Source organism: Flavobacterium sp. AC105, assembly GCF_979258495.1.
Genome location: NZ_OZ409860.1, coordinates 3,436,025 through 3,449,055 on the forward strand (window position 1 = coordinate 3,436,025; position 13,031 = coordinate 3,449,055).

General features: G+C 33.4%; 14 protein-coding genes. 10 read left to right on the forward strand and 4 right to left on the reverse strand.

The features are described 5' to 3' along the window. The first annotated feature begins 67 nt into the window (after window positions 1-67). The 3 genes from smpB to ACZ0AH_RS14045 all read left to right on the forward strand — a co-directional run bounded on the left by smpB (window position 68) and on the right by ACZ0AH_RS14045 (window position 2,383). Window positions 68-523 carry an SsrA-binding protein SmpB gene (gene smpB, locus ACZ0AH_RS14035; protein WP_463476423.1) on the forward strand — a complete coding sequence of 152 codons (456 nt, stop codon included), beginning with the start codon at window positions 68-70 and terminating at the stop codon, window positions 521-523. An 84-nt stretch (window positions 524-607) separates the two neighbouring features. Then, window positions 608-1,249 carry a putative periplasmic lipoprotein gene (locus ACZ0AH_RS14040; RefSeq protein ID WP_463476424.1) on the forward strand — a complete coding sequence of 214 codons (642 nt, stop codon included), beginning with the start codon at window positions 608-610 and terminating at the stop codon, window positions 1,247-1,249. 84 nt (window positions 1,250-1,333) lie between these two features. Next, window positions 1,334-2,383: a Fic family protein gene (locus ACZ0AH_RS14045; protein ID WP_463476425.1), complete on the forward strand. Its 1,050-nt coding sequence runs from the start codon at window positions 1,334-1,336 to the stop codon at window positions 2,381-2,383. 111 nt (window positions 2,384-2,494) lie between these two features. Here ACZ0AH_RS14045 and ACZ0AH_RS14050 read toward each other — a convergent pair whose 3' ends face one another. Then, the gene (locus ACZ0AH_RS14050) at window positions 2,495-3,136 is read right to left on the reverse strand and encodes a protein-L-isoaspartate(D-aspartate) O-methyltransferase (RefSeq protein ID WP_059117331.1); all 642 of its coding nucleotides are present in this window, start codon (window positions 3,134-3,136) and stop codon (window positions 2,495-2,497) included. Between the two features lie 143 nt (window positions 3,137-3,279). Here ACZ0AH_RS14050 and ACZ0AH_RS14055 point away from each other — a divergent pair, with 143 nt between their 5' ends. From ACZ0AH_RS14055 to ACZ0AH_RS14085, 7 genes are all read left to right on the forward strand, one after another. Beyond that, complete coding sequence (locus ACZ0AH_RS14055) at window positions 3,280-4,245, forward strand: Gfo/Idh/MocA family protein (protein ID WP_463476426.1); 966 nt, start codon at window positions 3,280-3,282, stop codon at window positions 4,243-4,245. A gap of 90 nt (window positions 4,246-4,335) precedes the next feature. After that, a complete protein-coding gene (locus ACZ0AH_RS14060; protein WP_173973183.1) occupies window positions 4,336-5,229 on the forward strand; it encodes a 3-hydroxyacyl-CoA dehydrogenase family protein in 894 nt (297 codons plus the stop codon). Between the two features lie 12 nt (window positions 5,230-5,241). Continuing rightward, window positions 5,242-5,901 carry a YggS family pyridoxal phosphate-dependent enzyme gene (locus ACZ0AH_RS14065; RefSeq protein ID WP_463476427.1) on the forward strand — a complete coding sequence of 220 codons (660 nt, stop codon included), beginning with the start codon at window positions 5,242-5,244 and terminating at the stop codon, window positions 5,899-5,901. Window positions 5,902-5,972: 71 nt separating this feature from the next. After that, complete coding sequence (locus ACZ0AH_RS14070; protein WP_463478113.1) at window positions 5,973-7,346, forward strand: exonuclease domain-containing protein; 1,374 nt, start codon at window positions 5,973-5,975, stop codon at window positions 7,344-7,346. 30 nt (window positions 7,347-7,376) lie between these two features. Then, a complete protein-coding gene (locus ACZ0AH_RS14075) occupies window positions 7,377-8,219 on the forward strand; it encodes an ion transporter (protein WP_463476428.1) in 843 nt (280 codons plus the stop codon). A 152-nt stretch (window positions 8,220-8,371) separates the two neighbouring features. Next, window positions 8,372-9,292, forward strand: a complete 921-nt coding sequence (gene miaA / locus ACZ0AH_RS14080) for a tRNA (adenosine(37)-N6)-dimethylallyltransferase MiaA (protein ID WP_463476429.1) — start codon at window positions 8,372-8,374, stop codon at window positions 9,290-9,292. A gap of 75 nt (window positions 9,293-9,367) precedes the next feature. Further along, window positions 9,368-10,114 (forward strand): acyl-[acyl-carrier-protein] thioesterase, encoded by a 747-nt coding sequence (locus tag ACZ0AH_RS14085; RefSeq protein ID WP_463476430.1) that lies wholly within the window; start codon window positions 9,368-9,370, stop codon window positions 10,112-10,114. Window positions 10,115-10,391: 277 nt separating this feature from the next. Here ACZ0AH_RS14085 and ACZ0AH_RS14090 read toward each other — a convergent pair whose 3' ends face one another. From ACZ0AH_RS14090 to ACZ0AH_RS14100, 3 genes are read right to left on the reverse strand one after another with little or no spacing between them, the layout of a single operon-like run. Next, window positions 10,392-10,928, reverse strand: a complete 537-nt coding sequence (locus tag ACZ0AH_RS14090) for a tetratricopeptide repeat protein (protein WP_463476431.1) — start codon at window positions 10,926-10,928, stop codon at window positions 10,392-10,394. Continuing rightward, a complete protein-coding gene (gene prfH, locus ACZ0AH_RS14095; RefSeq protein ID WP_463476432.1) occupies window positions 10,915-11,604 on the reverse strand; it encodes a peptide chain release factor H in 690 nt (229 codons plus the stop codon). Before prfH ends, ACZ0AH_RS14090 begins: the two co-directional genes overlap by 14 nt. A gap of 12 nt (window positions 11,605-11,616) precedes the next feature. Further along, window positions 11,617-13,008, reverse strand: a complete 1,392-nt coding sequence (locus ACZ0AH_RS14100; protein WP_463476433.1) for an RtcB family protein — start codon at window positions 13,006-13,008, stop codon at window positions 11,617-11,619. Between the last annotated feature and the right edge of the window lie 23 nt (window positions 13,009-13,031).

Here is a 13,031-nt window from a genome sequence, read left to right on the forward strand (position 1 = left end):
ATTCAATTCAATCTTTAATTATCTTTAGTTATATCAAAGTTTTCCAATTTTGTTTACATTTGTACTTATGTTAAAAACAGTCAATATACTTAATAAAAGAGCTCGATTTGATTATGAGATAATCGACACTTATACTGCCGGAATTGTTTTATCCGGTACTGAAATTAAATCGATACGATTAGGAAAAGCTAATATTACCGAAAGTTTTTGTGAGTTTAGCAACCTTGAACTTTTCGCTATTAATACTTACGTTGAAGAATATACATTCGGAAACCAGTTTAACCATAAATCAAGAAGCGAAAGAAAATTACTTTTAAATAAAAAGGAACTAAAAAGTCTTCACAAAAGTGTTCAGGCAAAAGGATTAACTATTGTTCCGCTAAAATTATTTACAAACGAAAAAGGATTGGCAAAACTGCAAATTGGTCTTTGTAAAGGAAAGAAAAATTACGACAAACGTGAATCTCTAAAAGAGCAGGATACCAAACGTGATTTAGATAGAATTAAGAAAGCATTTAACTAAGAAATATCTTAAACTTTATTTTTTAAAGAAGTGTTTATTAATATTTTATCATTATTTTTATGGAAACAATATAACCATAAAAATATGAAAAAGTATTTATTTTTTTTTATCGCCGTTTTTGCACTTTCTGGTTGTGGCAGTAATACTTCTATCGTTAATAGTTGGAGAGATCCAAAAATAACTGTTGCTCAGGAAAATTTCAAAAAAGTTTTAGTTGTTGCATTAGTTAAGGACGAAGCTTCAAGAAGAGTAACTGAAAATAGAATTGCCGCCAGTAGTCCAATTTTCAAAACTTCTTATCAATACTTAAACGAAACAACGAAACAGCTTACTCAGGAGCAAAAATTAAAAATATTGCAAGACGAGAATTTTGATGGTGTCGTTACAATGCGTTTGGTAAGTACCGAAAAAGAGACAAATTATGTTCCCGGAACTTATACAGGTATGTATTACGGTGGATTTGATGGTTTGTATACTGGAATGTACGGATATGGTTTTGGGAACTGGTACGGAATGTATTCTCCTAACTTTTATGATCCGGGCTACTATCAGGAAACAACTTCTTATATGGTTGAAACGAACATATTTTCATTAAAAGAAAATAAATTAATCTGGACAGGAACAACGAAGTCTGACTATGTAACTGATTTGGGTCAAACTGTTGATGCCATTATGCAAGCAGTTGTAAAAGAGATGAGAAAGGATGGATCTTTACCTCCAAAATAAAATTACACAAAGCAATATTAATAATATTGCTTTTTTTTTATCAACAAATTATGACTAAATTTGTCAAGACAAAAAAAGTAAAAAATGAAATCACTTCTTAAAAATGCAAGAGAACAAAAAGGGCTAAAAACTCGTGAAGTAGCACAGCTTCTTGGCATTGACCAAGCTTTAATAAGTAAATTCGAAAGTGGTTCACGAAAACCTACTAAAGATCAAATTTCAAAATTAGCTCAATTGCTGGAAATTGATTACGAAACCTTAATGATTGCATGGTTAAAAGAAAAAATTCTTTATGAAATTGGTGATGATGAGTTTGCATTAAAAGCGCTTATGGTTGCCGAGCAGGAAATCAAATACAATAGAACCGTTTCTAACCTTAAAATATCAACTACCTTAGAAAAAATTCTTGTAGAAATTGATCTTCTAAAACAAAAACTAGATAGCTACAGGCAATTTGACAGCTATAAAGTAGCACAAGCTCTTGAATTGGAATATACTTTTGAAAGTAATCGAATTGAGGGAAATACACTTACACTTCGGGAGACAGATTTGGTTATAAATGAAGGTTTGACTATTTCAGGAAAAAGCATGAGAGAACATCTCGAAGCCATAAACCATCAGGAAGCTATTGGTTTTATAAAGGATTTGATGCAGAAAAATAATTCTATAAATGAACGTGATCTATTATCAATTCACAATTTAATTCTAAGAGGAATAATTCCTGAAGATGCCGGTCGATATAGAAAAGTTCAGGTGATGATTAAAGGAAGTACACACATGCCACCGCAGCCTTTTATGGTTGCCAAAGAAATGGAAGATTATTTTATTTGGTATGAAATTAATAAAAACAAATTGCATCCTATTGTTCTGGCGGCTGAAATGCACGAAAGATTAGTTACAATTCACCCTTTTATTGACGGAAACGGAAGAACTTCACGTTTGATTATGAATTTGATCTTAATGCAAAAAGGATATCTAATAGCCAATATAAAAGGAGATTATGAAAACCGAATGCAATATTATCAATCTCTTGAAAATGCTCAAACCAAAAATAACAAAGAAGATTTTTTACTTTTTATAGCTCAAATTGAGAAAGAAAGTTTAGAACGATATATTAGTATTATTGCACAATAGAATACAAACACGAATTTTACTAATTTGCACAAATCCTAATGGTTTATTCTTGTGAAATTAGTTTCCACAAAAGATTGAATTAGTGATAATTAGCAAAATTCGTGTTTAAAATTAATTTTTATCTTCTAATAAAGGAACAAATCGAAATTCTCCAAACTCATGTTTTTCAAATTGTGTCTCATTTTTTCGAATCAATAAAGTCATAATCTGAACATCTTCGCCTAACGGAATTACCAGCCTTCCTCCTATTTTTAATTGCGCCATTAAAGGCTGCGGAATAAACGGAGCTCCAGCCGTAACAATAATGCTATCAAAAGGTGCGTAACTTGGTAATCCCTTATATCCATCACCAAAAGACAGATGTTTAGGACGAATATTTAATTTTGGAAATAAATTTGACGTTTGTTTAAAAAGCTCATTTTGCCTTTCTACGCTATAAACTTTAGCGCCCAACATACATAAAACGGCAGTTTGGTAGCCAGAACCGGTTCCAATTTCCAGAATTTTGTGTTCTTTTTTCACTTCTAACAACTGCGATTGAAAAGCTACAGTATAAGGCTGCGAAATAGTTTGTCCCGCTCCTATAGGAAAAGCCTTATCTTGATAAGCATAATCTTCAAAACTTGAATTTAAAAAAAGATGTCTTGGGATTTTTTTTATCGCATCCAAGACCGCTCTGTCAGTAATTCCTTTTTGTTCTAAAGTGCTTACTAATTGATTGCGAAGTCCTTGATGTTTGGCAGTGTCTTTCAAAATGGGTAGGTTTTATTTTGGCAAAAATAAGAAACAAAATAGTAAATCAAATATTGATTTTTAATTATTAAATCGCTAAATCTTTATTGCATTCACTTTTACTTTCAACAAATAAATTATATTTTTGTTTAAAATACATTCTCATGTTAAAAGTAGGAGTTTTAGGTGCTGGTCATCTTGGTAAAATACATTTACGCTTATTACAACAATCTGACAAATACGAATTAGTTGGATTTTACGACGAAAATCAAGAAAACGCCGAAAGAATTTCAAAAGAATTCGGTTATAAAAACTTCAGTACTATTGCAAAATTAATCCACGCTGTGGATGTAATTGATATTGTAACGCCAACACTTTCACATTATAAATGTGCTAAAGTAGCAATCAAATCAGGAAAACATATCTTTATAGAAAAACCAATTGCAAATACTGTTCAGGAAGCTGAAGAAATTATTGCTTTGGCCAAAGAATACAACGTAAAAGGTCAGGTTGGTCATGTTGAGCGCTTTAATCCAGCGTTTATTGCTACAAAAAACATGATCGAAAATCCAATGTTCATCGAAACACATCGTTTGGCCGAGTTTAATCCGCGTGGTACTGACGTTCCGGTAGTTTTAGATTTAATGATTCATGATATCGATGCTATTTTAAGTGTTGTACATTCAAAAGTAAAAGATATTCATGCAAGCGGTGTTTCTGTAATTAGTGACACTCCTGATATCGCAAACGCCCGAATTGAATTCGAAAATGGCTGTGTTGCCAATTTAACTGCCAGTAGAATTTCGATGAAAAACATGCGTAAAACACGTTTTTTTCAAAAAGATGCTTACATTTCTGTTGATTTTCTGGAAAAGAAATGTGAAGTAGTTCGTATGAAAGATGCGCCCGAAGTTCCGGGAGATTTTGATATGATTCTGCAAAATGCCGAAGGTGTAAAAAAACAAATCTATTTCACCAATCCTGACGTCGAACAAAACAATGCCATTCTGGACGAATTAGAATCGTTTGCAAATGCTATAAGCACTGATACTACACCAGTTGTGACTCTTGAACAAGCGACAGATGCTTTGCGCGTTGCCTATCAAATTATAGATTGTTTCGATAAATAATACAAAATATAACTCATTATTTTTAAGGTTTAAAGTTGGCACAAAAGCCTCTTTAAACCTTAACTTTTAAAATTAAAATATCAAAATTAAATGAAAACTATAGCTGTAATTGGTGCAGGAACAATGGGTAACGGAATTGCTCATACTTTTGCACAAAGTGGTTTTACCGTAAAACTTATTGATGTTTCTGAGAAATCATTAGATAAAGGAATGGCAACTATTGCTGCAAACTTAGACAGAATGTTATCTAAAGGAACAATCACTCAGGAAGATGTTGCCAAAACGATCACCAACATTATTACGTATACCGATATTAAGGACGGAGTTGTTGGTGTTGATTTAGTTGTAGAAGCTGCTACAGAAAATGTAGAACTAAAACTGAATATTTTTAAACAATTAAATGAAGCTTGTTCACATAATACCATTTTAGCAACCAATACTTCTTCAATTTCTATTACGCAAATCGGAGCTGTTGTAGCACATCCTGAGCGTGTTATCGGAATGCACTTTATGAATCCGGTGCCAATTATGAAATTGGTCGAAATCATTCGCGGCTATAATACTAGTGATGAAGTTACTAAAATCATCATGGATTTATCTGAAAAACTAGGAAAAACTCCAGTCGAAGTAAACGATTATCCTGGTTTTGTGGCAAACAGAATTTTAATGCCTATGCTAAATGAGGCAATCGAAACGTTATATAATAAAGTTGCAGGTGTTTACGAAATAGATACCGTAATGAAATTAGGAATGGGACACCCAATGGGACCGCTTCAATTAGCTGATTTTATTGGCCTTGACGTTTGTCTTGCGATTCTTAATGTAATGTACGAAGGTTTCAAAAATCCTAAATACGCTCCTTGTCCATTATTGGTAAATATGGTTAGAGCAGGGAAATTGGGCGTAAAATCTGGTGAAGGTTTTTATGATTATAGTGAAAGTAAAAAAGCAGAGAAAATCTCTAAGCAGTTTATTCTTTCATAAAAAGAAAATACCATGTCGATACAATCGAATTTAAATACAATCAAAACAAGTTTACCTGAAAACGTAACATTAGTTGCAGTTTCAAAAACTAAACCTGTTTCAGACTTAATGCAAGCCTACGAATCTGGTCAACGCATTTTTGGAGAAAATAAAATTCAGGAAATGGCTGATAAGTACGAGCAAATGCCAAAAGATATTCAATGGCACATGATTGGTCACGTTCAAACGAATAAAGTCAAATTTATGGCACCATTTGTGAGCTTAATTCATGGTGTTGATAGTTTAAAATTATTACAGGAAATCAACAAACAAGCATTAAAAAACAATAGAGTTATAGATTGTCTGCTTCAAATGTATATTGCCGAAGAAGAAACTAAATTTGGTTTGGATGAAAACGAATTAAATGAATTATTATCGTCTTCAGAGTTCAAAGAAATGAAAAACATTCGTATCTTAGGATTAATGGGAATGGCAACCTTCACAGAAAACCAAAACCAAATTAAGAAAGAATTTACACATTTAAAATCTATTTTTGATTCAATCAAAACATTGAAGACTGAAAACTGCGCTCTGAATACTATTTCAATGGGAATGTCCGGAGATTACCAGCTAGCCATAGAATGCGGCAGCACAATGGTGCGTATTGGAAGCAGCATTTTTGGAGGTCGTTGATTTTCAAAACCACATACCGTAAGACGCAATGCAGTGCGCCTCTACAAAAACTGAATACTTAAAACCGAATACTGAATACTTATTTGTACGCAATACTAGACATAGAAACCACTGGAGGCCAGTTTAATGAAGAAGGAATTACCGAAATCGCCATTTATAAATTTGATGGCCACGAAGTAGTTGACCAATTCATTAGCCTTGTCAATCCTGAAATTCCGATTCAGCCCTTTGTGGTTAAATTAACGGGAATAAATAATGCTATGTTGCGTTCTGCGCCTAAATTTTTTGAAGTCGCTAAACGCATAATCGAAATCACTTCAGATTGTATTATAGTTGCCCATAACGCCTCTTTTGATTATAGAATTTTACGTACCGAATTCAGACGTTTAGGATACGATTTTGAAGCAAGAACACTTTGTACAGTTGAATTAGCAAAAAAACTAATTCCGGAGCAACCCTCTTATAGTTTAGGAAAACTGGTTCGCGCACTCGGAATCCCAATGGCAGACAGGCATCGCGCCAGCGGAGATGCAATGGCGACAACCAAACTTTTCAAAATGCTTTTGGAAAAAGATCTGGAAAAAACAATCGTAAAAGATTTTATAAAGCTGGAAATCGAAAAAGGAATCGCTCCAAAATTTTTAGATCTTTTGTCGCAAATGCCTACAAAAACCGGTGTTTATTATATTTATAATGAAGGAGGAACCCTAATTTATATCGGCAAAAGCCAAAATATTAAAAAAAGAGTTAATCAGCATTTTACCGGAATTACAACTAAAAGCAAAAAAATTCAGGCGGAAGTTTACACCATAACGTATGATGAAACCGGAAGCGAACTAATAGCATTGCTTAAAGAAAGTGAAGAAATAAAAGTAAACAGACCAAGACATAATCGCTCACAGAAAAAAACTTTTTTTCCGTTTGCCTTATATGCAGAAAAAGATTCAAATGGATATTTGAACTTAAAACTTCAAAAAGCAGATGGCCGTAAAAAAGAAATAACCTCTTTTGTTTCTTTACAGGAAGGTAAAAATATGCTTTTCAAATTCTCTGCTCAATACCAATTGTGTCAAAAGTTAACAGGTTTATATCAAACCAAAAAAGAGTGTTTTCAATATAAAATAAAAGAATGTGACGGAGCTTGTGTTGGCGAAATTACCGCAGAAATATACAATGCCAGAGTACAGCAATTTATTTCAGATAATAGTTTTGACAATAAAAGCATGATTTTGCTTGACAGAGGCCGAAACGTAAACGAACGAAGCGCAATATTAATTGAAAATGGTCAATACAAAGGATACGCCTATTATGATCTTAATTACCAGATAACGAATATTGAAATTCTAAAAAACATTCTGATTCCAATGCAGAATAACCGGGATGTTAAGAACATTATTCAAAATTATATCCGCAAAAGCAAGTCGCTAAAAATCTTACATTTTTAACATACCTAAACTTTCATTATCTTCGTATCCATGAGAAAAATGAAATCTAAATACGAAATCTTCAGAGAGAAAATCAAAGTCATTCTTTATGGTACAAACACCATTTTAGGACGAATGTTCGATTTAGTACTACTCGGATTAATTTTACTGAGCGTTTTGTTGATAATGATGGAAACCGTACAGGGAATCAATCAAAAATACCATTCACAACTTATTATTTGCGAATGGATTATCACCGTGTTTTTTACAATCGAATACATTTTGCGTATTATTTCCATACAAAAACCAGTAAAATATGTTTTCAGTTTCTACGGAATCATCGATTTATTGGCCGTATTACCCATGTATTTATCGATATTTTTCCCCGGAGCAAGCATACTTTCTATCGTAAGAGCATTACGTTTCTTTAGATTATTCAAAATATTACATATTCCGCAAATATCACATCAATCAGTACAGCTTCGGGAAGCCATTGAAGCAAGCAAAGAAAAAATTCTTGTTTTCATTTATTTCGTCCTCATTAGCACGATAATAATTGGTTCTGTAATGTATTTAGTCGAAGGAAGAGAATCAGGATTCACCAGCATTCCTATGGGAATTTATTGGACAATCGTGACATTAACTACAGTTGGATACGGTGATATTTCTCCACAAACACCTCAAGGACAATTTATTGCCGCTTTAGTAATGATTTTAGGTTACGGAATTATAGCCGTGCCTACAGGAATTGTAACAGCCGAATTTGCAAAAAGCAGCCTTAAAAACAGTAATACTGTAAGTGAAAAAAAAACATGCACAAAATGCAATTCACAAGTACATTTTGATAACGCAAAATACTGTTACGAATGCGGAACTGAATTGCCCAATAATTAATTTAAGGAGCTATTTCCAGCTGTCCGTTACAACTCCTCCTTATCTTTGTTGTTTTTTAAGGCCTAAAAGGAGCTTCTAAAGTCGCTCTTTTATCCCAAAAAAACTAACAAATATAAGTCCGGGGTTTTCACTCCCATCTGGGCTAAAAAAATATGAAACACTTAATTACCATCGTCGGACCAACAGCCATAGGCAAAACAGCCTTAAGTATTGCTTTAGCCCAACATTTTAAATGCGAAATAATATCTTGCGACAGTCGTCAGTTTTTCAAAGAAATGACAATTGGCACAGCAGTTCCAAACCCCGAAGAATTACAAGCTGCAACACATCATTTTATTCAAAATAAATCAATTTTCGAAAGTTATACCGTTGGTGATTACGAAAAAGAAGCACTTGCGAAACTGGAAGAATTATTTCAAAGCAATGATTTTGCCATTCTTATTGGAGGTTCAGGTTTATATGTTGATGCTATTTTAAAAGGATTTGATGAATTTCCAGAAATTAATCCTGAAATACGTTCTGAAGTAAATTCAAATTACGAAAAACTCGGAGTACAATATCTGCAAGAACAATTGCAGCATTTGGATCCTGATTATTATCAAAAAATCACAGAAGAAAATCCGCAAACACTTCAAAACCCACAAAGAATGATGCGTTTTACAGAAGTTTGTATCGGAACTCAAAAACCATATTCTTCTTTTTTAAATCAGAAGAAAAACAATCGAAACTTTACTCCTATTTTAATTGGTTTAGAAGCCGACAGACAAATAATTTACGACCGAATAAACCAACGCGTTGACATTATGATGAACGAAGGTTTGCTCGAAGAAGCAAAAGCATTATATCCTAATAAAGCGTTAAATGCGCTCCAAACCGTGGGTTATAGAGAATTATTTAGTTATTTTGACGGAGATTTATCATTGCCATTTGTAATCGAAGAAATTAAAAAAAATACCCGTCGTTTTTCCAAAAGACAGCTTACGTGGTTCAAAAGAAATGAAAATACAAAATGGTTTGATTATGCAACAAGTAGACAAGAAATTATAAATCATATTGAAAATCTTTTAAAATAAATTCAATCTATTTTCTTTGCTCTATTTTCTTTCTTTTAAAATTAAAATCTAAAATCAACAATCTAAAATTACAAAATGCCAATATCACCAAATTTCACATCAGTTTTAAGCAAAGACTGGGAAATCAACTTTACACAATGTACGCCAAACGGATTTTTAAAATATACAGATTTATGTAATATTTTACAACTTACTGCAGCCGCACATTCTGAAGTTGGAGGCATCAGTTTTTTTGATATGCAGGAATTTCACCAAGCGTGGGTTTTAAGCCGAATGCGTGTTGAAATTTCATCCTTACCAAAATGGCAGGATGTGGTAACCGTAAAAACATGGATCAATAGTCTGGAAAACTCCCGTTCTGTTCGTGCACTCGAAATGTATGTAAATGGCAAAAAAATAGTGGGTTGTGAAACCTATTGGGCCGTTTTTAATACACAATTACGTCGTCCGGAAGCTTTGGCTTTGCCGTACGAACATTTTGAATTATTCCCTGAAAATCGTGCTACAACTGAAGGTTTCTCGAAAATAAATATCAATCATGAAAAAGGAGCTATTTTTGAAAAAACAGTTTATTTATCAGATTTAGACATTGTAAATCATGTTAATAATGTGAAATATTTAGAGTGGTGCCTGGATCATGTAGATGAAAAACGAATTCTAAAACAAGAAGTCAAAAGTTTCGAAATGAATTTCATGAAAGAACTTTCCCTTAAGGATAATGTTGTCATTCATGAAAGTGAAGATGATAATCATACAACAGCGACATTCAGCATTACAAAAGGCGAAAAGACCTGCTTTGCTTTAGAATTGCATTGGAAATAATAAATTTCAATATTGTAGTGTAGTCCCCTACGGAACAAATATTCTTTTCCCTGATATTTCTACAAATATGTAATCTCTACGAGATATTTTTTGGAAGTTAAATAAAACATATTATAAAAATTGCTGATAAATACTCTGTTAGGAGTTATATGTTAGTAGAAAAAATTGATACCGACAAGCAAAGTGTCCCGTAGGAACTACATATTAATTAAAGCGGTATAATTAAAAACGATGCGACTCAAATTAGAATCGCATCGTTTTTGTTTTAAATCAAAAATCACTTTGATTTCTTTTTTGAATCTTTTTTAGATTTTTTTGACTTTTTTTTCTTCTCAAGCAAATCAATTTTTCCTTTAATTCTTTTCTCAACTTCAGCAATATCAGAATCAAAAACAAACTGTAAAGTTGTAAGTTTAGCATTTTTAATCTCCTTTAAAGCCTCTTTAAACTCTTGTTGCGCTTCAAGAAGAATCGCTTTCTTTACAAAGATTTCAGATTTATTTATTCCTTTTATTGTAAACGCAAAATCAATTAGTTTTTGAGCTTCTTCGTAATCTTCATTCAAAATTAAAGTTTGAAGATAATAGGGATAAACTTCAAGTGCATGAATATTTATGGTCAAAGCTTGTTGAAAATAAGATTTCGCTTCTTCATAATTCCATAATTGCTCTGCCTGAATTCTTCCGTAAAGACACAAAACCATTGTGTTTTTATCATCATAAGAAAAAGCATAATCTAAAGATTCGATCGTTCCTTCGAGCCAAAATGGATAGTTATCCAAAGCCTGAAAAAGGTATTTATCAATTGTTTTCATTTCGTAAATCGGTTTTTAATTTCTGACGAATTCCTTTGTAACTTTTCTCTACTTTATTCTTTTTAAAATCAGTTCCGGTAAAAGTTCTAACAGGATTACCACGCTGAATATTTAGTTGGTTTTCCCATTGCTTGCCAACGTGATTTTTAAGTTGCTGCAAAGTTTCGTCTTCTAGTTTTTTTAATAATCTTTCTGTTGCCAGTTTTTTGTTTTGATGCTGCGAACGACTGTCCATAGAAACAACTGCAATTCCAGTCGGAATATGAGTTGCTCTAATAGCCGAACTCACTTTATTGACATGTTGTCCGCCTGCGCCTGAACTTCGCATCGCTTGATATTGAATATCATTTTCTGAAATCGATGCATTCTTTTGAGCTTCAATTTCAAATATGCCAATAAACCAATTTTTGCGTTTGTGCATTTTCCTAAACTGACTTTGCCCAATCCACTGAATTGTTCCTATCCAGGAATTAGCAAATGTTGTTGCAGTTGTTCCTTTTATAGATATTGTTGCAGTCTCAACAGTCCCATTTTCGGGACCAACTTCTCTTTGAAGCAAAGTAGTTTCTAACTGTTGTTCCTGTGCTTCATCCAAAACTTTTTTAAGCACTTGGGCGACAACCCAAGTGCATTCTGCAGGTCCGCGACCCGCTGTTATCTGAATTATTTTTTCCATTCTTAATTTCTTTTATCGGTCCATTCTAACGATTTTTGGTGTAAAAGTTCCCAGAACTTCAACCAAATCAGTTTGATTTCCCATCACTTTTGTAATGTCTTTGTAAGCCATTGGCGCTTCATCAATATTTCCGCCAATCAGGGTTACATCATGAGCTTGCAAAACCTTTTTGATTTCACTTTGTGTAAAAGTACTTTTGCATTTAGTCCTCGAAAATAAACGTCCCGCTCCGTGTGAAGCCGAATTTAAGCTGGCTGCATTTCCTTTGCCTTTCACAATATAACCCGGAGCCGTCATTGATCCGGGAATGATCCCTAATTGACCTTCAGCTGCAGGAGTTGCACCTTTTCTGTGCACAATACATTCATTGCCGTTTACCATTTCTTTCCAGGCAAAATTGTGATGGTTTTCAATTGTTACCACAACTCTTTTTCCTATTGCTTTGGCAATTCTCCTATGAATATCATCGTGACAGGCTTTTGCATATTCTCCGGCTAAATTCATCGCTAACCAATATTCCTGACCGTCGTGTGTATTTAAATCCAGCCAGGCCAAATGCTGAACATTTCTAGGCAACGGACATTGTTTAGTTGCCAGATACGTATAATGTTTAGCTATGTTTGCGCCCAAACCCCGAGAACCACTATGGGATAAAACTGCAAAATATTCTCCGACTCCTAACTTCCATTCATTTTCAGGATTATCAATTTTTGCAATACCAAATTCTACAAAATGATTTCCTCCGCCAGAACTTCCCAATTGTTTGTAAGCTTTAGGTAAAAGATTCTTTAGCAACGGAATATCCTGAAATTCACTTTTGTAAAAAACTTCATGATCCGCTTTTACAGCATGTGTTTCATTCATTCCAAATTTTGTATTGTCTTTTAAAATAGCTTGCAATTGATGTTCTTTTCCTTTGAAATGTGATGCTGGCAAATCGAAAATTGATAAACTCATTCGGCAGCCAATATCAACACCAACTCCGTATGGAATAACGGCATTATCTGTTGCCAAAACGCCACCAATTGGTAAGCCATAACCTGAATGTGCATCCGGCATTAAGGCTCCTGCCACGGAAATTGGTAATTTTAAAGAATCATACAATTGAAATTTAGCCTGTTCATCAATTTCATTTTCTCCAAAAATGGTAAAAGGAACTCGTGTTGTCTTCAATTGATGCATTCTTACCTGAACCGGTTTTATCAAACCTTCAGCAACTTTTCCCCAGGTTCCGTGGCCTTCAAACTTTTCAGGATGAAGCAAAACGTCTTTGGCTTCTGTTAGAATGGATTCCTTTTTCTCTCTTTTTCTATATCTGTTTATTTGCCCTAAGGCGATGTTTATTGAATTGTTTTTTGGAAAGCCTAATTTGATCAAGTCTTTTCCGGATAATTTATTTCCCATAAATTGTTTAATTATTCTTGTTG